Source organism: Actinoplanes missouriensis 431, from assembly GCF_000284295.1.
Taxonomy (GTDB): Bacteria; Actinomycetota; Actinomycetes; order Mycobacteriales; family Micromonosporaceae; genus Actinoplanes; species Actinoplanes missouriensis.
This window is the reverse complement of sequence record NC_017093.1, coordinates 7,644,715-7,666,656: the sequence shown is the minus strand read 5'-3', so window position 1 is coordinate 7,666,656 and position 21,942 is coordinate 7,644,715. Positions and strand designations below refer to the sequence as shown.

The following is a 21,942-nucleotide window of genomic DNA, read 5'->3' as shown; positions in this document are numbered from 1 at the left end:
CCCTTCTCGTTCTTACGGTTTGTTACGTCAGGCCTTGAAGTTCAGCTTGCGGCGACGGGCCATGAAGAACAGGCCGGCGCCCACGACGAGCAGCAGAGCCGCACCGCCCGCGATGCCACCGGCAGCGGCACCGGTGACCGGCAGCGAGCCGCCGTCCTCGTTGTCGCTCACCGGGGTGGTGGCGACCGGCGTGGTGCTGGTGGTGGCCGACACGGACGGCGAGGCGGACTCGCTGACCGACTCGGACGGGGTCGCCGACGGCTCCTCGGACGGGCCCTCGGAAGGCTGCTCGGACGGGCCCTCGGAAGCCGGGGTGCTCGGCTTGACGGGGGTCTCGCACTCTTCCGGCTTGGTCCAGGTCACGACGCCGTTGGAGGCGGTGATGTCACCGGAGACGGTGACGGCCAGGTTCTCCTTGGCGGGGAAGGTGACCTCGGTGTCCTGGCCCGGCTTCAGGGTGACGACCTTGGCGTCGCCGTTGCCCTGGCTCGGTGTGAAGGTGACGGTCACGTCCTTGCCGTCGCCCGGGTTCTTGACCGTGAAGGTCAGGCCGTCACAGGTGCTGGACGGGGTGAGCACGGCCGGGGTCGGCTGCGGCTTCGGGCAGTCCTCGGGCTTGCTCGGGGTGCCGTTGTAGAGCTCCTTGCCGTTCGCCTTCACCACGATGTTCTTGGCGTTGTCGGCCGGGATCTCGACGGTGCCGAAGTCGTTCGGCTCGATGACGACAGTCTTGGTGAAGCCGCCCTCCGCGGTGACGTCGAAGGTGGTCTCCTTCGTGGTCTGCGGGTTGATCAGCTTGACCGAGGCGGCGCCTGTGCAGTCCGCGATCGGCTCGGCGACGGGCTTGGCGGAGCATTCGCCCTCGCCACCGTTCCACCACTTGAGCTTGCGGTCGCCGTACAGGTCGTTGTCGCTCTTCAGCGGGTTGATGATGCGCTCGCCACGGACCAGGTCGATCTGCGCGAAGCAGCCCGGGACCTCGGCGCCGGAGAACTCCAGCGTGCCGGAGGTGGCGTCCTTCTTGATCTGCAGCGTCTGGCTGTCGAAGAGGTACTGCGGCAGCTTGAAGCTGGAGGACGTCGCCGTGTAGGTCAGCATGTTGACGACGAGGTCCTGACACAGGGGAGCGGGACCGTCGTACTTGACGACGGCGTCCGTCTTGCCCTTCTGCCATCCCGAGACGCTGAGCGGTGCCTTGTCGGCCGAGACGCAGCCGGGCAGCGGCTCGGAGCCGTGGTTCGTGGCGCTGGCGGGGGAGGCGACGCCGATCAGGCCGGTCAGGCCCAGCAGCGCGCCGGCCGCGACGAGCGCGGCACGGCGGAGGGGGGTGGTTCGCAAGTTGTTCTCCAGGGGGAACGAGAGGAGTGACGAAGGGCGCGCCGACGAAGTGATGTCGACGCGCCCCCCGGTTGATGCCGCGCAAGTGTGCGGTGGTACTTACTGCTCAAATCAGGCGGTGAACTTCACCTTGCGGCGACGGGCCAGCATGAAGAGGACCGCACCCACGGCCAGCAGGGCCGCGGCGCCACCGGCGATGCCGCCGGCAGCCGCACCGGTGACGGGCAGGCCGCCGCCGGTGCCGCCGTCGCAGTCCTCGCCGGCCGGCTTCTCCCACGGGACGGTGACGGTCTCGCTGAAGGTCTCGCCCTCGGCGCTGATCGAGATGGTCAGGTCGACCGTGAAGCCCTCGGAGGCGCTGAACTTCTCGCTCTTGGCCTCACCCGGGTTGATGGTGAGGTCGCGCTCCTCGCCCTTGCTCGTCTTGTAGTGCAGGTTGATCGGCAGGCTGTCGGCCGGGTTGTCGAGGCCGATCGTCATGGTGTCGCAGGTGACCTCGAAGATCTCCTTGATGTCCGCGTCGACCGGGATGTCCTCAGTGGGGATCTCCGGCTCCTCGGAGGCGCTCGGCGAGGCCGACGGCGACTGGGAGGCGCTCGGCGAGGCCGACGGCGACTGTGAGGCGGGCGGCTGCTCCCCTTCGGCGGGCGGCGGCTCCTCCTCGGCGGGCGGCTGCTCGGTGGGGGCACAGGCGCCCTTGTCCACGGCCTTGGCGGTCCGCACGTCGATGTCGCCGTGACCGTTGTCGAACTTGGCCTTGTACTCGACCGTGGGGACGGTTCCCGGCTCGGCGCCGGTGATCGTCTGCTTGCCGGTGACGACCGTGCCCGCCGTGTACGGGAACTTGTTCTCGTCCTCGGTGGCGGCGATGTTCGTGACCGTGCCGGCCGGGCTCGGCTTCCACGTGACCAGCCGGTACGGGCGGGGCTCGCCCACGTGCTGGCCGACGGCGTCGAGGTTCCAGGTGACGTTCAGGTCACCGCTGGCGGTCTTGCAGTACTCGCCCGTGACCTCGCTGTGGTGGGCGAAAGCGGGCGATGCGACGACCGCGACGCCGGCGAGGCCGAGGACGGTGCCGGCGGCCAGCGAGCCGAAGCGGCGGAGCGGGGACTGGGGCAGGTTCACGCCATCTCCTGTGTAAGGGGTCAGGAAGGTGCGCACGAGGGGCCCGCATCTGTCGCTTGTGGACGTAGCGACACCTGCGACAACGCCTCCCCGCGTCATCGGCGGGAACGATAGAACGGACCCGCAACGTCGCCCGACCATAGTCACTTCACGAGATCAAAGAAACCGCGCAGGGGCCTCCAAGCCTCTTGATATCAATCCGAGATCTTCCATGCACCGAACGGAACGGTGCCGTCGCGCGTAGTGCCCGTGACGAGGGAAATCTTCACTGGCTGGTGGCTTGACTTTGCTGGTGAAGTAGCGTCAGCGGTGATGACCAGGATTATCGCGGGCCTGCACGGCGGTCGCCGGCTCTCCGCCCCCGCCGGCGCGAACACGAGGCCCACTTCGGACCGTGTGCGAGAGGCGCTGTTCAGCTCACTCGACACCATGACGGACATTTCCGATGCGCGGTTCGCCGACCTCTATGCCGGGTCCGGCGCGGTCGCCCTCGAGGCGCTCTCCCGGGGTGCCGCACACTCCCTGATGGTGGAATCGGATGCCAAAGCCGCACGGGTGATCCGTGACAACGTGGTGGCTCTCCGTGTCGGACCGGCCGCGCGCGTGGTGACCGGAAAGGTGCTGCAGGTCCTCGCCGGACCCCCGGACGGCGGCCCCTACGACGTGATCTTCGCCGATCCGCCGTACGCGTTGGACGCCGACGAGGTGGACACTGTGCAGGAGCTTCTGGTGTCCCAGGACTGGCTCGCGCCGGACGCCGTCGTGGTTTTCGAAAGATCCCGTCGCAGTGGCCCGTTGAGCTGGGTGGACGGTCTTGTCGGAGAGCGCACCCGGCGTTACGGCGAGACCACTCTTTGGTACGGTCGCCGATCATGAGACGAGCGGTGTGTCCAGGCTCCTTCGATCCTGTCACCAACGGACATCTCGACATCATCGGAAGGGCCAGCAGGCTCTTCGACGAGGTCATCATCGGCGTGCTTATCAATCAGTCGAAGGTGGGACTCTTCACCATCGAGGAACGGCTCGAGATGCTGGGCGAGTCCACCGCCCAGTACGGCAACGTCCGCGTCGCCGCGTTCCACGGACTGCTGGTGGACTTCTGCCGGGACCAGGGCGCGGCCGTGGTGGTCAAGGGACTGCGCGCGGTCAGCGACTTCGACTACGAGTTGCAGATGGCGCAGATGAACATCGGGTTGTCCGGTGTGGAAACGCTGTTCATGCCGACCAATCCGCTCTATTCGTTCCTCTCGTCGAGCCTCGTCAAAGACGTGGTCAAGTGGGGCGGCGACGCGTCGGCGTACCTGCCCGACCCGGTGCTCGAGCGTCTGATCAGCCGGCTGAAGCAGAACTGATCGGCTCCGGCGCGCCGAATTCCGGTACGCCGGAGACGCAGTAACGTTCGGGCGATGCTGCAAACGGAGAGGTGAGGAACTGGTGGATCCACTCGATCGGATCGACGAGATCATCGATTTCGTGCAGGACGCGCGCTCCGTACCCATGTCTCGTACGAATTTCATGTTCGACCGTGTCGAAATGATCGACCGGCTCGAGATCCTCCGGTCCGAGCTCCCCTCCGAGCTGCGCAAGGCGGCGGCGGTGCTGGAGGAGCGCGACCGGATCATCGAGGCCGGCCGCCGCGAGGCCGACCGGATCGTCAGCGAGGGTGAGGCCGAGCACGCCCGGCTGGTCTCGGTCAACGAGATCACCGTCTCGGCCGAGCACGAGGGCGCGCGGATCATCGCCGAGGCGCGCACCGAGGCGCAGCGGCTCCGCGAGGAGGTGGACGACTACGTCGACACCGCCCTCGCCAACTTCGAACAGTTCCTGACCAGGGCACTCGCCTCGATAGAGCGGGGCCGTGACAAGATGCACGCGCTCCGCGAGATCGGCACTTTCCAGGGCGAGGACAGTGAGCGGCCTCTCCCCTTCTAAGCGGAGCCCGATTCGACGACGTCAACCAAGCTCAGGTAATGTTTTCGGTCGGCCTACCTATGGCTGAGGAATCACGATGCCCAAGTCACCGCAGAGTCACCTGGATCCCAGGCAGCCGCTTGTCGTCGACACGACGAAACTTCCCCGGCAGCCTGGTGCGACGCGTGCCCTGAGTCGGGTGGTGCCGGCGCCGGCGGACCTCGGTCTGGAGCTGATCTCGGTCCCCGAGGGTTCCGACCTCGAGCTCGATCTGAGCATGACGTCGGTCTCCGAGGGGGTCTACATCAGCGGCGCCGTTCGTGGCTCGCTCTCGGGCGAGTGCGGGCGGTGCCTCAACGAGATCGGCACGTCGTTCGAGGTCTCCATCGCGGAGCTGTTCGCCTACGAGGACAGCACCACCGAGGAGACCACCGACGACGACGAGGTGGGGCGGATGCAGGGCGACCTGCTCGACTTGGAGCCGGCGATTAGGGACGCGATCGTGCTGACCCTGCCGACCAACCCGCTCTGCCGGCCGGACTGCCCAGGGTTGTGCCCCGAGTGCGGGGTGCACTTCGACGACCTTCCGGCCGATCACAGCCACGAGGACGTCGATCCCCGCTGGGCCGCTTTGCGCAACCTGACAGCTGAGTCGCCTGAGGCGGCTGCGCCGCAGCAAGAGCAATATTCTAAGGAGTAGTACCGTGGCCGTCCCCAAGCGCAAGATGTCGCGCAGCAACACCCGCTCGCGCCGGGCCAACTGGAAGGCCACCGCGGTCGTCACCGCGGCGTGCCCCCAGTGCAAGTCGCCGAAGCTTCCGCACACCGCCTGCTCGGTCTGCGGCACCTACAACGGCCGTCAGGTCCTCGAGGTCTGACGTCGTCGCGTGACACGCCCGATCATCGGGCGGGTCGCACCGGAGCGATGGCGAACCATCGGTGCAACGGCTCCCGGACAGCGGACTGTCGGGGAGCCGGGCACCGCGCGGATCGCCGTCGACCTCCTCGGCGGGGACCAAGCTCCCGCCGTCGTGGTTGACGGCGCTCTGCGTGCCGCTCAGGCCGATCCCGCCCTGCACCTGACCCTCGTCGGCCCGGCTGAAGCCGCCGACGCGATCCTCGCTGCCCTCGATCCCGCGGATCGGCAGCGCATCAGCACCACAATCACCACGTCCGGCACCGCCCGGGGCGCGGCCCGCGCGGTCGCCCAGGGGCGCGCCGACGCTCTGGTCTCGGCCGGTGACACCGGCGCCACGGTTCTCTCCGCGGCCCGGGAACTGGGCCGCTGGCCCGGTGTGCGCCGACCGGCCCTCGCCGCGGTGCTGCCCACGGCTGCCGGCCGGATCGTCCTCCTCGACGTCGGCTCGTCCGTCGACCCGGACGAGGAGACCCTGCTGGTGCACGCGGGCCTCGGCGCCGCGTACGCATCAGCGGTTCTCGACGTGAAAAACCCCCGCGTCGGCCTGCTCACCATCGGCACCGAGCCCGGCAAGGGCGATCGCCTGCGCCGTGCCCTCCCTCCGCTGCTGGCCGCCCGGCCCCTGCCCGCCGGTGCGAGCTACGCCGGGCTGGTCGAGGGCGGCGACGTCGTCCTCGGTGCGGCCGCGGACGTCGTGGTGACCGACGGTTTCACCGGAAACATCCTGCTCAAAGGCTTGGAGACCGGTTACGCGCTGGCCGGGCCACCGTTGATCTCCCAGGAGATGCCCCCGCGGGCCGCCGTGCTCCTGGGGGTGGGTGGCACCGTCGTGGTCTGCCACGGCGCGGCCTCCGGTTCCGATCTCGCCGCGGGCATCGCCCACGCGGCGGACCTGCATCGCCGCGCCTCGGTCGCGGCCATCGCCGATCTGCTCAGATACAGCGAGGTATCGCATGATTGACAAGCGTCGCCGTCCGTCCACCGAGCCGCTGGAGGAGGCGTTCGGCATTCCCTTCAAGCCGGAGCTTCTGGAACGCGCGCTGACCCACCGCTCGTACGCGTACGAGAACGGTGGTCTGCCCACCAACGAGCGGCTGGAGTTCCTCGGCGACTCGGTGCTCGGCGTGGTGATCACGTCGGCGCTCTTCCACAACCACCCGGACCTGCCCGAGGGGCAGCTCGCCAAGCTCCGGGCCAGCGTGGTCAACATGCACGCGCTCGCCGACGTGGCGCGTGGCCTGGGACCGCTGGGCCTCGGGCCGCACCTGCTGCTCGGCAAGGGCGAGGAGACCACCGGGGGACGGGACAAGGCGAGCATCCTCGCCGACACCCTGGAAGCGTTGCTCGGCGCGATCTACCTGGAGCACGGGCTGGAGGTCGCCGGCGAGGTGATCCACCGGCTCTTCGACCCGCTGATGCTCGAGTCGGCGAGCCGGGGCGCGGCCCTGGACTGGAAGACCAGCCTGCAGGAACTCACCGCCGCTCTCGGCCTGGGCGTGCCGGACTACGAGATCGAGGACTCCGGCCCGGACCACGCGAAGACGTTCACCGCCTGGGTGGTGGTGGCCGGTGAGCGCTACGGCGGCTCCGAGGGCCGCAGCAAGAAGCAGGCCGAGCAACGGGCCGCCGCGGCGGCCTGGCGAACCCTGACGGACCGTGCGGAGGCTGAGGAATCGGTGCCGGACGTGCCATGATCCCGGGCGTGGAGACGGAGACCATGGTGGCGCATAAAGAGCGCCTCTGGGACAAAGCGGGCGCTGCGCAGGGTGTCGGGACCGCGATCGGCATCCTCGCGCTCACCCGGGCCGGCCAACTTCTCATGATCTGGTGGCTGGGCGGGGCGACCGCCGAGCCACGCAGCGTCTGGGACCGGCTGCTCGTCTGGGACGGCGGCTGGTTCCTGCGGGTCGCGATGGACGGGTACCCGCACGGGTACACCTACGACGCGAACGGCGTGCTGCAGGGCAACGAGCTGGCGTTCTTCCCGGTCTACCCGATCCTGATCCGGCTCGGGGCCGCGATCGGCCTGCCCGCGTCGACCGCGGCGATCCTCGTCGCGTGGCTCGCGTCGATCGGGGCGGCGGTCGCCCTGCACCTGCTCGGCACCAGCCTCTACGGGAAACGGGCCGGCTGGGCCCTGGTGGCGATCTGCTGCTCGGCGCCCGCTTCGGTGGTGCTCTCCATGGCGTACTCGGAAAGCATCTTTCTCGCCCTGGTCGCCGGGATGCTGGTGGCCGCGCATCGGCGGGTCTGGTGGGCGGCCGGCCTGCTCGGCCTGCTCACCGCGCTGAGCCGCCCGACCGGTGCGGCGGCCGCGCTGGCGCTCGCGGTGGCCGCGGTGATCGCCGTCAGGGAGATTCGCAAGGCCGAGAGCCGGTTCGCCTGGGAACCGCTCGCCGCGGCGGCGGCCGCCCTCGCCGGCGTGCCGCTCTACATCGGCTGGGTGGCGTGGCGGGTCGGCGACCTCGACGCCTGGTTCAAGATTCAGACTGCGGGCTGGGGCACCACGTTCGACTACGGTTCCAGCACCTTCGCATTTCTCAAGACCACCCTGCGTACGGGTGACGGCTGGATCCCGATGAGCGTGGCGCTGATCCTCCTGGCCGCGCTGGCCGCCGCCGGGGTCGCGCTGTCCGGGAAGCCGTGGCTGCCCCTCGCGGTTTACGGAGTGGTGGCGATGATCCTGGTGTACGGCCAGGCCGGCTTCTACCACTCCAAGCCGCGCCTGCTGCTGCCCGTACTGTTGACGCTGCTGCCGGCCGCGGTCGCCGCCTCACGGGCCCGTCCCCGGGTCGCGATCCTGTCGATCACGGCGTGGGCGGTGTTCGGACTCTGGTACGGCGCCTATCTGGTCACCGTCTGGCCGTACACGTTGTAGAAAGGTTCTCCACGTGCCTGAGCTCCCCGAGGTCGAGACCGTCCGCCAGGGCCTGTCCAAGTGGGTGGCCGGCCGCACGATCGCCGCCGCCGAGGTGCACCACCCGCGTGCCATCCGCCGGCACCTGCCCGGCGACGCCCACTTCTCCGCGGTCCTGGCCGGTCGCACCATCCTGGACATCTCCCGGAGGGGCAAATACCTCTGGCTGCCGCTGGACTCCGGCGACGCGGTCATCGCCCACCTCGGCATGAGCGGCCAGCTGCTGATGCAGCCCGCCGAGGCACCCGACGAGAAACACCTGCGGGTCCGCTTCACCTTCACCGACGGCGGCCCCCAGCTGCGTTTCGTCGATCAGCGTACGTTCGGCGGCCTCTCGGTCTCCGAAGGCGGCGCCGAGCTGCCCGGCGAGATCTCCCACATCGCCCGTGACCCGATGGACCCGCTCTTCGACGACGAGGCCTTCGTGGCCCGCCTGCGCGGCCGCCACACCGAGATCAAACGAGCCCTTCTCGACCAGACCCTGATCTCCGGTGTCGGCAACATCTACGCCGACGAGGCACTGTGGCGGGCCAAGCTGCACGGCGCCCGCCCCACCGACCAGATCACCCGCCCGGCCGCGAAACGCCTGCTGGCCCACGTGCGCGACGTGCTGTCCGAGGCGATCGTGGCGGGCGGCACCAGCTTCGACGAGCTGTACGTCAACGTGAACGGCGAGAGCGGCTATTTCGACCGCTCGCTGAACGCCTACGGCCGGGAGAACGAGCCGTGCCCGCGGTGCGGCGCCATCATCCGGCGGGAGCAGTTCATGAACCGCTCCTCGTTCAGCTGCCCCCGCTGCCAGCCCCGCCCCCGCCGCTGACAGCCCGCCGCTGACGACCCGCCGCTGGACGATCCGGGACTCCGCTCGCCGACCAAGATCCGCCCCCTGCCGATCGCCGCACCCGGCCGAAGCCGAGATCAACTCAAGCGAAGTGGCGTGGGGGCGCTCGCGAGCCGTAGTGCGCGCAGGTAAAACGGCCGGGAAGCCTGCGCCGGCTACGGCCGGCGTGCGCGAGCCGTAGTGCGCGCAGGTAAAACGGCCGGGAAGCCTGCGCCGGCTACGGCCGGCGTGCGCGAGCCGTAGTGCGCGCAGGCAAAAACGGCCGCGAGACCTGCGCCGGCTACGGCTGGCGTGCGCGTGATGCCACTCGGGCTCACGTTGATCTCCCGTTCGGGTGGTGAACGGCAGGGCGGCTCACGGTGGGCTCGTGGGTGGGTGGCGGCTCACGATGCGGCTCTGTCGCGGGGCGGCGGCGCGCCGACGTTCGCGCCGGCCGCGATGAGGTCGCACGGAAACGGTTCGTGTGCTTCCATCCCGGCCCTGGCGTTGATGGATCGCCACATAAGCGTTGCGTGTGACCGGATCCCTGTGGCACGGGCCTTGCGTGTGACCTGATCCCCGCGGCGCCGGCGTTGGGTGGGACCTCGTCCATGCGGCGGTGGCGTTGGGTGGGACCTCGTCCATGCGGCGGTGGCGTTGGGTGGGACCTCGTCCATGCGGCGGTGGCGTTGTGTGTGACCTCGTCCATGCCAGCGGACGTGACCACGCCGGGACGTCTCGGGCCAGGCCCCGCCAATGCGGCGCGGCCGGTCGGTGCGGCGGTCGGCGGCGCTCCACCCGGGCAACCGGAGCAGCACGTCAACAGAGTGATCAACTTAAGGTGAGTGGCATTGCGGTGACCCCGGCCGGGAGGGGGCGCCGGGGCCGGCGGCGGGAAGCGCCGGCCCGGCGGACGTCAGTCGCCCGGAAGACCGGGTGACGGGATCGGCTGCGGGTGGGGACTGCTCAGTGCGTACCCCGAGGAAGAGAAACACTCACTCGGCCGCGTGCGCCCCACGCCCGGACGTCGCCACGCTGCGACGGGGGCTGAGGTCCGTGGCCAGGCCGAACCCCGCCCCGCGGCGTCCCATCAACCGACGGGCGGCGGTGAGCAGCTCGGGTGGGACGCCGTGCACGATGTGGCCGTCCCCGGGGCGGCTCCCATCGCCGTCCCAGTTCTGGTACGCGTCCCACGGCCCCTCGAACGAGCAGATTCGTACGCCTAAATCCCGATAAAGGGGGTGGGTCGGCACGCCCGGATTCAGCACCACCCGATGCAACCCGCGCCGCGCCGCCAACCTGACCGTCAACGCTACCGGCCCCACCCCGCCCGACCCGGCCGGCGCGCGATCGAGGAACAACCCCTCCACCCCGTCCGCGCGCCAGGCATCCACATCGGTCAGCACGTCGGCCAGGGAGCGGCTGCCCCAGTCCAGGTCGATGCGGCCGAGCGACTGGTGCAGGGTCCGGCGGTCGCCGGGGTGCTCGCGGACGATCCAGGTGTCGGCGTCCAGTTCGAGCGAGGGGGACGGGTGGGCGTAAGGGGGGAACAGTGTCTTCACGGCGTCCTCCGTAGATCGGCAGCGGTCAGGGCGACGATGAGCAGGCCGGCCAGGTGCGCCGCTGCGAGCACGGCGACGGCGGCCGGCAACGGGCCGGCGGATGCGGGCATCAGAGATGAGAGCGCCAGGGATGCGGGCGCCGGCGAGTCCGGAGCGAGGGCGATGATCGCGGCGGCCAGCGGTGGCACGGCGGCGAGGCTGGCGGCGATGCCGGTGCGGCAGCGCGCCGCCAGCAGGAACGTCACGGCGAACACCCCGCCCAGCAGGGTTCCCGCGGCCAGGGCGAGCACGCCGTCCCGGAGTTCGGGGAGCCGGTAGGCGGCGACCGCGAGCCCGGCGCCGGCGGCGAGCGGCGGCAGGAGACCGGCCAGCGTGATCGCGGTGACGTTGCGGAGGTGCCGGCCGAACTCCGCGGAGTCGGAGGCGGAGTCGAGCGCGGCCTCGATCCGGTAGGTGTGCCAGCTGATCAGGGTCTCCAGCACCGGTACGGCGATCAGCAGAGGCAGCGCCGCGGGCAGCGGGGTGACGGCCGGACCGGTACGCCAGAGCAGCATCACGCAGACTGCCTGCGACGCCCCGATGACCACGTAGGACAGCCCGCGCCGGCGATCCGATCCGGTCAGCCGACCGGGTCCGGGGCGGGCGAGCACGGCCGGCCGGAACGCGCGCACCGCCACCGCCACGATCGCGGCGGGCAGCAGCGCGTCGACGGGCGTGGCGGCCCAGGGGACGCCGGCATTGCCCGCGGTGGTGAAAAGGGCGAGCAGCCAGCACGGCACGAACCACAGGGAGATCACTCCCTCGGAGCGGCTGACCAGCGCACACGTCACGCTGCCGAGGGTGATCAGCCCGAGGGCGCCGACGGCGGCGGCGAGCCCGCGGCTCGGTCCGAGCAGCGAGTCCGGCGCGATCCAGACGAGGGCGCACCACAGGCCCGTCACCGCGGCGAACCCGGATCCGACGAGCCGGGCCGCCGCCTCCGGGCCGTTCCGCCGGGCCGCGACAACGCCCATGCTGGTCAGACCCTGTGCCGCGCTCCAGCCGAGCAGCAGCATCACGGCCGGCACCTGCCACGCGACCACGCTCAGCGACGGCGCGGCGGCCACGGCGACGCTGAGCGGTCCCAGATAGAGGCAGCAGCGCACCAGCGCGCCGCCGAGAAAGCCGCGGCGGGCGCGGCGCCTGCTTCTCCTCGGGTACGGGTCGGCGCGCTCGCCCTCCCCGGACGGTGATCCACCCCGTCCCGTGGCGGCCGGCAGAGCGACGACCGCGGCACCACCGCCGGTCGGGTCCACACCGGCCGGGACCGGCGGCGCCGGCTCGGCCGAGTGGCGGCCACCGGCCCGCCTCCGGGGTGGTGCCAGCTCGTCGAACGCGTGCCGGGGATCCCCGCCGGCCGCCCGCCGGCGGGCCCGGTTCCGTGCCGACCGGGTCTGCGTCGCGGGTACGCCGCGTGAAGGCGTGATGGTCATCGGTTCTCTCCGGTCAGCCAGCGCACCGTGGCCGGCGTCGTGGTCCGCGGCGCCGGGACGGCGAGCGCGAGTTCGAAGGCCGGCGCCGGCGGTGGCGCGGCGAGATCGGTGTAGAGCGCGCCGTAGACGCGCACGACCCGGTCGACGGTGAAGTGGCTCATCGCCCGCTGCCGTGCCGCGTCGCCGAGCGTGCGGCGGCGGGCCGGGTCGCGGAGCAGCCCGACGATGGCGATGGCCAGTTCGGACGGTTCGTCCGGCGGCACCAGCAGCCCGGTCGTGCCGAGGGTCTCGCCGGCCGGCCCGACGTCCACACCGACCACGGCCCGGCCCGACATCATGGCCTCCACCAGCCGGTACGGCGGATCGGCCGGTCCCGGCACATGGGCGACGACGTGCCCGGCCGTGTACCGGTCCCGGGGGTCGGCGGGCAGCGGATGCAGCCGTACGGTGCGGCCCAGCCCGGCGCGCTCGATCCGCTGCGCGCAGTGTTCCTCGTGAGCCGCGGTGACCCCGACCAGGTGCAGCACGGTCCCCGGCACGGCGGCCGCCACCTCGATGAACGCGTCCAGCACGAGCGTGAGCCCGCTGTCCGGCCCGCCGCTGCCGGCCCAGACGACGGCCGGCGCCGCACTGAGCTCGACCGCTCCGGGGTAGTCGCGCGGATCGACGCCGGCGGGCACCTGCACCAGCCGTGCCGGCAGCGCGCCGTGCTCCAGCGCCCACCCGTGGTGGTACGTGCTCAACGGCGCGATCAGCTCCGCCTCGGCGTATCCGGCGCGTGCCACCCCGGCCCGGAACCGCCGCAGCACGGTCCGCACGGCGGGCGAGAGCCGGTCCTCGGCGGGCCGTTGCCGGGGCACCGGCGCGCGGGCCTCGGTGAGCAGCAGCGGAACGCCGGTGCGCCACCGGCCGGCCAGGGCGGCGAGCAGGGGCGTGGTCCCGCCGACGCAGTGCACGAGCTCGGCGTCGGGGAGTTCCACGGCGAGCGCTCGCAGGGCGTGCCGCAGCAGGGTGGCGGCGGTGCGCGCGTCCCGCACGCTGAGCCGGGGGAGCGGGGTGGTGTCCGAGCCGGTTCCGGCCTGCCGCTCGCGCCACGCCTCGATCAGGGCGTCGGTGAACGGGACCCCGGCGAGCGGGTCGGGCCGCCCGGTCAGCCCGGCGAGCCGGCGCAGACCGTCACCGAACTCCCCGGCGCCGTGTCCGTCCACGCTCAGCAGCCCGCGGCAGAGCAGCGCCGCCGCTTCACCGGCCTCCTCCGGCGCACGGGGGCGGCGGCGTCCGGCGCGGGCAGTCTCACGGCCCAGCGCGACGGCGTGCGACGAGCCGACATTGAACGGGAGCGGGTACGCCGGCGCGGACGGGAGTTCACGGTCCGTGACGGTCAGCAGCTCGAAGCGGAACCGGCGCAGGCCCTCCACGAGGGTCCGGCACCACCCTCCGAGGGCGTCCCGCCGGTACGGGTACCCGCCGCCGGTGAGCAGACAGATGCGCTCGCGCGACGGGGTTGGATTCACGGTGGGGGCAACGACGCAGCCCGCCGAAGTCACTGGAGCCTGTCGCCTAGGCGACACAATTACGACCCTTTTGCACACATATGTACGCCGTCTTTGCCCGTTTTTGCCCGGAAGGGGCATTGATGCGACGCCGATCCGGCCGGAAAAGCGCCCCGGGCGGGGTCTCAGGTGGGCGCGGCCGCTGCCGATGGGTGGTGTCGACACTGACGCCAGGTCGGGGCGGTCCCGGCTTCCTCTCGGGATGCGGGCCGCTTCACGAAACTGGCAGAAGGCGCATAACCGCAGCTAAACCGTGTTGGTGGCGTGATTCACTGAGAAGAAGCGCGCCACCACGAATGCCTCGGCTTGACGGAGCATGGGTATCGGCGGACTATGGAGGTGTCGCCAGTCGCGCCCACTCACGCCCCGATCCGTTCGTGGCATGAGCTTCCGCACCTTAAGAACTCTGTTGATCACCTGACAGGGTTCTGCGTTCACGCGTGCCCGTGATCGCTGGTGCAGTGCACCGTACTGGGCGCACGTTGGCCGGCCTTTCCGGCAACGCATCACAACGAGACGCAGCGCGTCACAAGGAGTCACGATGGCGAAGGCCCTCTACGGCCACGTAGGTGCGGCGCCCGACCGGCGCCTGCTCGACGAGGTCACCCGACTGCGTTCCAGGGTGCAGTCCCTGGAGTTCGAGGTCACCCGCCTCCGGGCGGAAAATGATCGTCTCGCGGCGGCAGCCGCGGAGGCAGACGATTTCGCGCGGCTGACCGAGCCCGCCCTGACCTGAGCTCCACCCGGCCGCCGGTGAGTCCGCGGGGTGACCTCCCGGCGTTCATCCCCTCGCACCGCTAGTTCGCACGAAGTGAAGAACTAAAGAAAAAGCGCGCCTCCACATTCGTGGCGGCGCGCAGCTTTTTGCCTGACTTTCGCGGTTGCGCGGGACCCTCGGGCGCGGCGTGTCACCGTTCCGCCGATGCTCTGCGGGTAGCCTGCCACCAGCAGACCACCGCCGACCCTCGGAGATCCGTGCACCTCAAGAGCCTGACGGTCAAGGGCTTCAAGTCCTTCGCCTCCGCTACCACGCTGCGGCTGGAGCCGGGCATCACCTGTGTCGTGGGCCCGAACGGATCCGGCAAGTCCAACGTCGTCGACGCCATCGCCTGGGTGCTGGGCGAGCAGGGCGCCAAGGCCCTGCGCGGCGGCAAGATGGAGGACGTCATCTTCGCCGGCACCGCCGGTCGCGCGCCGCTGGGCCGCGCCGAGGTGACGCTCACGATCGACAACAACGACGGCGCGCTGCCGATCGAGTACACCGAGGTCTCCATCACCCGCCGGATGTTCCGGGACGGCGCGAGTGAGTACGAGATCAACGGCAACGCCTGCCGCCTGCTCGACATCCAGGAGCTGCTCAGCGACTCCGGCATCGGCCGGGAGATGCACATCATCGTCGGGCAGGGCCGGCTCGACGCGATGCTGCACGCCAAGCCGGAGGACCGCCGCGCCTTCATCGAGGAGGCGGCCGGCGTCCTCAAGCATCGCAAGCGCAAAGAGAAGGCGATCCGCAAGCTCGACGCGATGCAGGTCAACCTGAACCGTCTCGGTGACCTGACCCACGAGCTGCGCCGCCAGCTCAAGCCGCTCGGCAAGCAGGCCGAGGTGGCCCGCCGCGCGGCCGGCATCCAGGCCGACCTGCGCGACGCTCGGCTCCGGCTGCTCGCCGACGACCTGTACACGCTGCGCACCACGTTGGACAAGGAGATCGCCGACGAGTCGGCGATGCGCGAGCGGCGCGGGCAGGTCGAGGAGGAGAACCGCGAGGTGCAGCGGTGGCTCGCCGACCTGGAGGCGCAGCACGCCGAGGACGCGCCGCTGCTGCAGGCCGCGCAGGACGCCTGGTACCGGCTCTCCGCGCTGCAGGAACGGTTCCGCTCCACCGAGCAGCTCGCCACCGAGCGGCTGCGTCACCTCGCCGCCACCGGAGACGACGAGCGTCCCGGCCGTGACCCGGAGATGCTCGAGGCCGAGGCGGAGCAGGTCCGCGAGCAGGAGGAGGAACTGCGCGAGGCGCTCACCGAGGACCAGATGCGCCTGGCCGAGGCGGTCGAGCACCGCCAGGACCTGGAACGCGAGCTGGCCGCGGCGGAGAGCGCGCTGCGCGCGGCCGCGAAGGCGATCGCCGACCGGCGGGAGGGCCTGGCCAAGCTCGCCGGCAACGTGAACGCGGCGCGGGCCCGGACCAGCAGCGCGGACGAGGAGATCGAGCGGCTCGCGGCGGCGCACACCGACGCGCTGATGCGGGCCGAGGCGGCACAGGCCGAGGTGGACCTGGTCGCGGCCGAGTCGTCGGAGGCCGACCGGGACAACGCCGGCCTGGACGCCCGGCACGACGAGGCGGTCGCGGCGCACGACCGGGCCGCCGCGGTGGTCCGCGAGCTCTCCGACGCCGAACGCGCCGCCGAGAAGGACGCCGCCAGCTGGAAGGCCCGAGAGGAGGCGCTGGCGCTCGGCCTCAAGCGCAAGGACGGCGCGGGAGCGCTGCTCGCCCGGGCCGGTCAGGTGCCCGGCCTGCTCGGCAGCCTCGCCTCACTGCTGACGGTCCGGCCCGGACACGAGGTCGCGCTCGCCGCGGCGCTGGGCGGGCTCGCCGACGCGGTGGCCCTCTCCGGCGTGGACGAGGCGATCGAGGCGATGCGTGCGCTCAAGATCGCCGACGCCGGTCGCGCCGATCTCGTGGTCGCCGGTTCCGCCGGGCCCGGCATGCAGGGCTCGCTCGCGAGCCTGCGCCCCGAGCTGCCGGAGGGCGCGGTCTGGGCGCCCGAGGTGATCGACTGCCCCGAGCAGATCCGCCCGGCGCTCAACCGGGTGCTGCGCGACATGGTGCTGGTGCCCGACCTCGCCGCCGCGGCCCGGCTGGTCGCCGGCAACGCGGAGCTGCGGGCGGTGACGCCGGAGGGCGACGTGCTCGGTGCCTACGCGGCGGCCGGTGGCTCGTCGAAGGCGACCAGCTACATCGAGGTGCAGGCCGCGGTCGACGAGGCGAAAGCCAAGCGGACCGCCGCCGAGCAGGCCATCGCCGAAATCAAGGAGCAGCTCGGCGAGGCCCGGGCCGAGGTGGCCGAGCTCAAGCAGGCGGTGAACCTGGCCGCGACCGAGAAACGGGCCGCCGAGGGCGAGCGGAACGCGGCCGCCCGGCGGCTGGCCGAACTGGGCGCGGCGGCCCGGTCGGCGAAGGCGGAGAGCGAACGGCTCGGCGCGTCCCGCCAGAAGGCCGAAGCGGCCCGGGAGACCGACCTGATGCGCCTCGCCGAACTGGAGGAACGCCTCCGGCTGGCCGAGGACACGCCGATCGACGAGGAGCCGTCCACCGAGGAGCGGGACCGGCTCGCCGCGCTGGTCCCGCAGGCCCGGCAGAACGAGATGGAGGTGCGGCTCGCAGTGCGTACGGCCGAGGAGCGGGTCTCCTCGATCGCCGGACGGGCCGACTCGCTGTTGCGCCAGGCCACCGCGGAACGCCAGGCCCGGGAACGGGCCGCGGCCCGCCGTGCCGCGCGGGCCAGGGGCGCCGAGATCGCGCAGGCGGTCGCGCTCGGGGCCGCCGCCGCGCTGGAACGCGTCGCGGTCTCGCTCGCGGCCGCGGCCGACCACCGCGACGAGCTGGCGATCGCGCGCACCAGCCGGGAGGCGCAGCTCCAGGAGGTGCGCGCAGGAGCGAAACGTCTGGTCGCCGAGCTGGAGCGGCTCACCAGCGAGGTGCACCGCGACGAGATGGCGCGGGCCGAGCAGCGGATGCGCATCGAGCAGCTGGAGGCAAAGGCCGCCGAGGACTTCTCACTCGACGTCGACACGCTGATCAGTGAGTACGGCCCGGACCAGCTGGTGCCGCCGACCCAGGCGGACGTGGCGCAGGCCGAGAAGGACGGCAAGCCGGCTCCCGGCCCGGTGCCGTTCCACCGGCAGACCCAGGAGAAACGGGCCAACAAGGCGGAACGCGACCTCACCCTGCTCGGCAAGGTCAACCCGCTGGCACTGGAGGAGTTCGCGGCCCTGGAGGAGCGCTACAAGTTCCTCTCCGACCAGCTCGAGGACCTCAAGGCCACCCGCAAGGACCTGCTCACCGTCGTGAAGGACGTGGACGACCGGATCCTCGAGGTGTTCGCGTCGGCGTTCGAGGACACCGCGCGCGAGTTCCAGACCGTCTTCCAGGTGCTCTTCCCGGGTGGTGAGGGCCGGCTCGTGCTGACCGACCCGGAGGACATGCTGACCACCGGTGTCGAGGTCGAGGCCCGCCCGCCGGGGAAGAAGATCAAGCGGCTGTCGCTGCTCTCCGGCGGCGAGCGCTCGCTGACCGCTGTCGCGATGCTCTGCGCGATCTTCCGGGCCCGCCCCTCGCCCTTCTACATCATGGACGAGGTCGAGGCGGCCCTGGACGACGTCAACCTGGGCCGGTTGATTACGCTCTTCCGGCAGTTGCGGGAGAAGAGCCAGCTGCTCATCATCACGCACCAGAAACGCACGATGGAGGTCGCGGACGCCCTGTACGGCGTCACCATGCGAGCCGGCGTCACCCAGGTGATCAGCCAGCGCCTCGTCCCCGATCCAACCGCCCCACCCGCCACCCATAACGCGGACTGAAGGCTGACTTCAGCAGAGGAGCAGTAAGACAATGCGCGATCGCGCCCGGGCCCTGTTCATCGACCTGGACGGCGTGCTGCGCCGCTGGGATCCGGCCCCGATGATCGCCGTCGAGGTGAAGTACGGGCTGAAGCCGGCCTCGCTGCTCGAGACGGCGATGTCGTGGGACATCTACCGGCCCGCGATGGCCGGCGAGATCACCGACGCGGAGTGGATGAGCCTGGTCGCGACCCGGCTGCCGCTCGGCGACGACGAGTCGGCCGCCGCGGTGGCGGAGTGGCAGGCGTACCGGGGTGAGGTGGACCCGGAGGCGCTGGCGTTCGTCCGGGAGGTGCGCGCGGCGGGCCGCCCGGTCGCGATCGCCACCAACGCCACCGACCGGCTGCGCGGCGACCTCGACGCGCTCGGTCTGACCGGCGAGGTGGACCTGGTGATCAGTTCGTGGGAGCTGAAGGTGCACAAGCCCGCGCCGGAGTTCTTCACCGAGGCGTGCGTGCTGGTCGGCCAGCTGCCGAGGCACGTGCTGATGGTGGACGACGACGACCGGGTGATCCGGGGCGCGCGCTCGTCCGGCCTGTCCGGGTACCGCTGGACCGGCTCGGAGCACGTGCCGTACCTGCGGAAGGTCCTCGACCTGCCGGAGTGATCGGCATCTTTCCGGGATACGGCTCGCGAGGGGTCCGGGAAAGGATGAGGTGGTGCCACCGCGGCACATCACCTCGAAAGGACCTCGATGTCTCGTCTCGGCAGGATCGTCGCTTCAGTCGGCGGATGTGCCCTGGTTCTCGCTGTCCAGGCCTGCTCGTCCTCCCCGGCTTCCACAGCCGGGACCGCGGCTCCGGGAAGCGTGGCCGCCGCGCCGGCGTCCGCGTCGCCGTCGGCTCCGGCCGCGACGTCAACTGCGGCCACGGCGACTCCAGCTGCCACCACGGCGACTCCCTCCGCCACGAAGACAGCGACCACGGCCCCTGCTGGAGGGCCGGGTGACCTGCCCGGCCTCAACCGGCAGGTGGTCTTCGCGACCGTCGAGTCGGGCGGCGACAAAGTGCTCACCGTCGGTGCGAAGGGCGTGGTCGAGCTCGGCGCCCCCGGTGACAGGTCCCTGTTCGTCGCCGTCCCGGTCCGCCCCGGCGCCGAGAAGTTCCTGCTGAAGACCGGCACGCTGCGGTCCGGCGGCGAGGCGTACTGCCTGCAGGTGCGCTCGCCGGGCGGCAGCAACCCGCTCCAGCTCGCGATCGAGGGGTGCGACGCGAGCGAGAAGGATCAGATCTTCACGTTCCCGGTCGCGGCCGACCGCTCGGGCCGGCACGTCGAGGTGGCCGGGCTGTTCACGCTGGCCGGCGGGACGGATCCCGATGCGATCGTCCAGGAGAGCGGCGAGGGCGACGGCCTCACCAGCTTCACCGTGGTCGACCGGGGCGCGGCGAACATCCCGGCTCTCGACTGATCAGTCCCCGGTGGCGCCGTCGATGCGCTCGCGGATCAGGTCGGCGTGACCGTTGTGCCGCGCGTACTCCTCGATCATGTGGAGGTAGACCCAGCGCACACTGATCTGGCTGCGCCGGCCGGTGAACTCGGAGTCCAGCGAGAGGCCGGCCGCCGCGGCGTCGGCGAGCTCCAGCTCCGCGCGGAACGCGGCCAGGTCGGCCTCGGCGTCGGCCTGCGCGACGTCGTCGAAGTCGCCGTCCGGGTTGTCGGGGGAGCTGTACAGGTCCGGCACGTCCTGGGCGGCCGCCCGCTGGCGGAACCAGGAGCGCTCCACCTCCGTCATGTGGCGCACCAGCCCCAGCAGGGTCAGGTTGGACGGCTCGGCCGAGGCGACCTTGAGCTGCTCGGCGGTCAGGCCGGCGCACTTGCTCAGCAGGGTCTGCCGGTGCCAGTCCAGCCAGCCCTGCAGCATGGCCCGCTCGTCGCCGGTCGTCGGTTCGTCAACGCGTTGCGCCTCGGGCGCGGTCCAGGTAGTCATCGAGATCGATCCTGGTCCACGCCCGTCCCCGCCGCCACCGATTTCAGGAGTGGTAGGTCACCGAGGCCACATCGAACAGCTCGCCGTCCTTCTTGGTGCCCTCGATCGTGACGGTGGCCGCCCGGCCCTCCAGCCGGAGCACGCCGACCGCGTTGCCGAAATACGGCCCGGCGACCCGTTTCCAGCGCAGCGCCGGTTTCGCCACCCCGGCCGACTTGGCCAGCCCGCGAGCCACCCGGGCCACCGCCCGCGACCAGCTGAACCGCATGAGCGGGCGCATCGGCGCGGGTACCTGGTTGTGGATCGGCGAGCACGTCAGCTGCATCACCGGGGTGGCGAGCGGGTGTCCGAAATCGGCACGTGCCACGTACGAGTGATGCACGTCACCCGAGAGGACGCTGATCGAGGCGGGCGCGGCATAGGCGCCGCCCGCGCCGACCCGGTCACCGTCGCCGCCCTCGCCGAGCCGCCGGAACAGCTCGCCGAGCGCGGTGAACGACTTGCCGAACGCCGCCCAGTGCTCCATGTCGAAGGCACGCCGCATGGCCTCCCCGAGCGCGGCGGTGCGCCGGTGGCGGGACTCGGCGATCCGCTCGTTCCACGCCTCCAGATGATGGAGGGCGGGCGGCATGAGCCACGGCAGCGACGAGCCGACGACCAGGTGGTCGTAGTCGCCGTGGGCGCGGTCCAGGAACCAGTCCCACTCGGCGGCCGGCAGCATCGCCCGCGCGCCTGGGGTGAGCACCCGGTTGCACCTGTTGTCGAGCACGACCAGCCGGGTCCGGCCGAGATCAAGGGCGAAGCTCCACTGGTACGGCTGATCGATGTTCTCCGCCGACGCCGGATCGTCCACCCGCAGCCCGAAGTCGCGCATCAGGTCGGTGGCGTCGCCGGCCGTCGACACCTTCTGGAACATCGGGTCCGCGGCCAGCTCGTCCGGGCTCAGGTTGCCCAGGTGCTGATAGATCCAGTACGACGCGAGGCCGCCCGAGATCCGCTCCCGCCACCAGGAGTTCTGTGCGATGTCGGCACGCCAGGACGCCGAGGTGTTCCAGTCGTCGATCAGCTCGTGGTCGTCGAAGATCATCACGCTGGGCACGGTGGAGAAGAGCCAGCGCACCTCCGGGTCGCGCCAGGACTCCAGGTAGAGCTTGGTGTACTCCTCGAACGTGACGACCTGATCCTGCGGGCCGCGGTGCCCGTTGCGGCGACGGCGTTTCAGGTACCGCCGGACCTTCGCCGAGGTCTCGTCCGCATAGACCTGGTCGCCGAGCAGCACCAGCAGGTCGGGACGCTCCATCGGCTCGGCCATCAGCCGCCGGGCGAAGGCGTCCAGCGCGTCCGGCGGCAGCCGCCGGCGCGACGACTCGTGCGTCGCCTCACGGCAGGAGCCGAACGCCAGGCTGACGGGTTGGTCGCGGTCGTCGGTGGCCCGGGTCCGGATCACCGACGGAGGGTACGGGGAACCGGCCGCCGGCCACACCACACGGTCGTCGAGTGTCACCGTGTAGGCCTGGGCCGAGTCCGGTGCGAGGCCGGCCACCACCACGAGCGCGTAGTGATGACCGTACGCACAGAAGGTGGTCGCGGAGCCGGAGGCGCCGCTGTCGGCCTCGACCCGGACCTGCGCCGGCGCGCTGGTCTCCACCCAGATGGTGGCGCTGTCGCCTGTCACGCGTCGCAGCACCGGCCCGATGAGCAGTTGTGCCGTCATCGGAGGACGCCGGGGGATCGCCGCATTCGGATGCCTTCCACGCAGTTCTTTCGAGGGGTGCCCC

20 protein-coding genes are annotated in these 21,942 nt (G+C 71.3%); 13 read left to right on the top strand and 7 right to left on the bottom strand.

The genetic code is table 11. The features are described 5' to 3' along the window. Positions 1 to 27: 27 nt before the first annotated feature. Both AMIS_RS41060 and AMIS_RS43790 read right to left on the bottom strand, forming a co-directional pair. Entirely contained in the window at positions 28 to 1,338 is a 1,311-nt protein-coding gene (locus AMIS_RS41060) for a hypothetical protein (RefSeq protein ID WP_014447179.1), read from the bottom strand. Between the two features lie 111 nt (positions 1,339 to 1,449). Beyond that, positions 1,450 to 2,463 (bottom strand): hypothetical protein, encoded by a 1,014-nt coding sequence (locus AMIS_RS43790; protein WP_014447178.1) that lies wholly within the window; start codon positions 2,461 to 2,463, stop codon positions 1,450 to 1,452. Between the two features lie 312 nt (positions 2,464 to 2,775). Between AMIS_RS43790 and rsmD the strand changes: the two genes are divergently transcribed. The 9 genes from rsmD to mutM all read left to right on the top strand — a co-directional run bounded on the left by rsmD (position 2,776) and on the right by mutM (position 9,030). After that, a complete protein-coding gene (gene rsmD / locus AMIS_RS34875; protein ID WP_014447177.1) occupies positions 2,776 to 3,339 on the top strand; it encodes a 16S rRNA (guanine(966)-N(2))-methyltransferase RsmD in 564 nt (187 codons plus the stop codon). Next, complete coding sequence (gene coaD / locus AMIS_RS34870; protein ID WP_014447176.1) at positions 3,336 to 3,815, top strand: pantetheine-phosphate adenylyltransferase; 480 nt, start codon at positions 3,336 to 3,338, stop codon at positions 3,813 to 3,815. Before rsmD ends, coaD begins: the two co-directional genes overlap by 4 nt. A gap of 82 nt (positions 3,816 to 3,897) precedes the next feature. Continuing rightward, complete coding sequence (locus tag AMIS_RS34865) at positions 3,898 to 4,395, top strand: SPFH domain-containing protein (RefSeq protein ID WP_014447175.1); 498 nt, start codon at positions 3,898 to 3,900, stop codon at positions 4,393 to 4,395. 76 nt (positions 4,396 to 4,471) lie between these two features. Then, positions 4,472 to 5,074 carry a YceD family protein gene (locus AMIS_RS34860; RefSeq protein ID WP_014447174.1) on the top strand — a complete coding sequence of 201 codons (603 nt, stop codon included), beginning with the start codon at positions 4,472 to 4,474 and terminating at the stop codon, positions 5,072 to 5,074. Positions 5,075 to 5,078: 4 nt separating this feature from the next. Continuing rightward, on the top strand, positions 5,079 to 5,252 hold the full coding sequence (gene rpmF / locus AMIS_RS34855; RefSeq protein WP_014447173.1) for a 50S ribosomal protein L32: 174 nt from the start codon (positions 5,079 to 5,081) through the stop codon (positions 5,250 to 5,252). Positions 5,253 to 5,309: 57 nt separating this feature from the next. Then, positions 5,310 to 6,254 carry a fatty acid synthesis plsX protein gene (locus tag AMIS_RS34850; RefSeq protein WP_051042617.1) on the top strand — a complete coding sequence of 315 codons (945 nt, stop codon included), beginning with the start codon at positions 5,310 to 5,312 and terminating at the stop codon, positions 6,252 to 6,254. Continuing rightward, positions 6,247 to 6,987 carry a ribonuclease III gene (rnc, locus tag AMIS_RS34845; protein WP_014447171.1) on the top strand — a complete coding sequence of 247 codons (741 nt, stop codon included), beginning with the start codon at positions 6,247 to 6,249 and terminating at the stop codon, positions 6,985 to 6,987. The genes AMIS_RS34850 and rnc overlap by 8 nt, the downstream gene beginning before the upstream one ends. Before the next feature lie 8 nt (positions 6,988 to 6,995). Further along, positions 6,996 to 8,171, top strand: coding sequence for a mannosyltransferase family protein (locus tag AMIS_RS34840; RefSeq protein WP_231859157.1), 1,176 nt, complete (start codon positions 6,996 to 6,998; stop codon positions 8,169 to 8,171). A gap of 13 nt (positions 8,172 to 8,184) precedes the next feature. After that, positions 8,185 to 9,030, top strand: coding sequence for a bifunctional DNA-formamidopyrimidine glycosylase/DNA-(apurinic or apyrimidinic site) lyase (gene mutM, locus AMIS_RS34835; protein WP_014447169.1), 846 nt, complete (start codon positions 8,185 to 8,187; stop codon positions 9,028 to 9,030). Positions 9,031 to 10,025: 995 nt separating this feature from the next. Here mutM and AMIS_RS34830 read toward each other — a convergent pair. Genes AMIS_RS34830 through AMIS_RS34820 form a run of 3 tightly spaced genes read right to left on the bottom strand, consistent with a single transcriptional unit; the run spans position 10,026 to position 13,578 of the window. Beyond that, complete coding sequence (locus AMIS_RS34830) at positions 10,026 to 10,592, bottom strand: spherulation-specific family 4 protein (RefSeq protein ID WP_014447168.1); 567 nt, start codon at positions 10,590 to 10,592, stop codon at positions 10,026 to 10,028. Then, the gene (locus AMIS_RS34825; RefSeq protein ID WP_231859156.1) at positions 10,589 to 12,064 is read right to left on the bottom strand and encodes a hypothetical protein; all 1,476 of its coding nucleotides are present in this window, start codon (positions 12,062 to 12,064) and stop codon (positions 10,589 to 10,591) included. The genes AMIS_RS34830 and AMIS_RS34825 overlap by 4 nt, the downstream gene beginning before the upstream one ends. Further along, complete coding sequence (locus AMIS_RS34820) at positions 12,061 to 13,578, bottom strand: DUF3492 domain-containing protein (RefSeq protein ID WP_014447166.1); 1,518 nt, start codon at positions 13,576 to 13,578, stop codon at positions 12,061 to 12,063. Before AMIS_RS34820 ends, AMIS_RS34825 begins: the two co-directional genes overlap by 4 nt. A gap of 580 nt (positions 13,579 to 14,158) precedes the next feature. Between AMIS_RS34820 and AMIS_RS34815 the strand changes: the two genes are divergently transcribed. From AMIS_RS34815 to AMIS_RS34795, 4 genes are all read left to right on the top strand, one after another. Continuing rightward, a complete protein-coding gene (locus AMIS_RS34815) occupies positions 14,159 to 14,353 on the top strand; it encodes a hypothetical protein (protein ID WP_014447165.1) in 195 nt (64 codons plus the stop codon). 239 nt (positions 14,354 to 14,592) lie between these two features. Continuing rightward, positions 14,593 to 18,198: a chromosome segregation protein SMC gene (smc, locus tag AMIS_RS34810; protein WP_014447164.1), complete on the top strand. Its 3,606-nt coding sequence runs from the start codon at positions 14,593 to 14,595 to the stop codon at positions 18,196 to 18,198. A gap of 31 nt (positions 18,199 to 18,229) precedes the next feature. Continuing rightward, positions 18,230 to 18,844, top strand: a complete 615-nt coding sequence (locus AMIS_RS34805) for an HAD family hydrolase (protein ID WP_014447163.1) — start codon at positions 18,230 to 18,232, stop codon at positions 18,842 to 18,844. A 201-nt stretch (positions 18,845 to 19,045) separates the two neighbouring features. Further along, the gene (locus AMIS_RS34795; RefSeq protein ID WP_157435178.1) at positions 19,046 to 19,645 is read left to right on the top strand and encodes a hypothetical protein; all 600 of its coding nucleotides are present in this window, start codon (positions 19,046 to 19,048) and stop codon (positions 19,643 to 19,645) included. On the opposite strand, the gene AMIS_RS34790 is transcribed toward AMIS_RS34795, so the two are convergent. Together AMIS_RS34790 and AMIS_RS34785 are read right to left on the bottom strand one after the other, a co-directional pair. Further along, the gene (locus tag AMIS_RS34790) at positions 19,646 to 20,164 is read right to left on the bottom strand and encodes a DinB family protein (protein ID WP_014447160.1); all 519 of its coding nucleotides are present in this window, start codon (positions 20,162 to 20,164) and stop codon (positions 19,646 to 19,648) included. Positions 20,165 to 20,207: 43 nt separating this feature from the next. Then, positions 20,208 to 21,878, bottom strand: a complete 1,671-nt coding sequence (locus AMIS_RS34785) for an alkaline phosphatase D family protein (RefSeq protein WP_014447159.1) — start codon at positions 21,876 to 21,878, stop codon at positions 20,208 to 20,210. Positions 21,879 to 21,942 lie beyond the last annotated feature (64 nt).

Bases quoted from the DNA above. Each gene is read 5' to 3' on its own strand.
- rsmD (WP_014447177.1), top strand. From the start codon at position 2,776: ATGACCAGGATTATCGCGGGCCTGCACGGCGGTCGCCGGCTCTCCGCC.
- coaD (WP_014447176.1), top strand. From the start codon at position 3,336: ATGAGACGAGCGGTGTGTCCAGGCTCCTTCGATCCTGTCACCAACGGA.
- AMIS_RS34860 (WP_014447174.1), top strand. From the start codon at position 4,472: ATGCCCAAGTCACCGCAGAGTCACCTGGATCCCAGGCAGCCGCTTGTC.
- rnc (WP_014447171.1), top strand. From the start codon at position 6,247: ATGATTGACAAGCGTCGCCGTCCGTCCACCGAGCCGCTGGAGGAGGCG.
- AMIS_RS34825 (WP_231859156.1), bottom strand. From the start codon at position 12,064: ATGACCATCACGCCTTCACGCGGCGTACCCGCGACGCAGACCCGGTCG.
- AMIS_RS34815 (WP_014447165.1), top strand. From the start codon at position 14,159: ATGGCGAAGGCCCTCTACGGCCACGTAGGTGCGGCGCCCGACCGGCGC.
- AMIS_RS34805 (WP_014447163.1), top strand. From the start codon at position 18,230: ATGCGCGATCGCGCCCGGGCCCTGTTCATCGACCTGGACGGCGTGCTG.
- AMIS_RS34790 (WP_014447160.1), bottom strand. From the start codon at position 20,164: ATGACTACCTGGACCGCGCCCGAGGCGCAACGCGTTGACGAACCGACG.
- AMIS_RS34785 (WP_014447159.1), bottom strand. From the start codon at position 21,878: ATGACGGCACAACTGCTCATCGGGCCGGTGCTGCGACGCGTGACAGGC.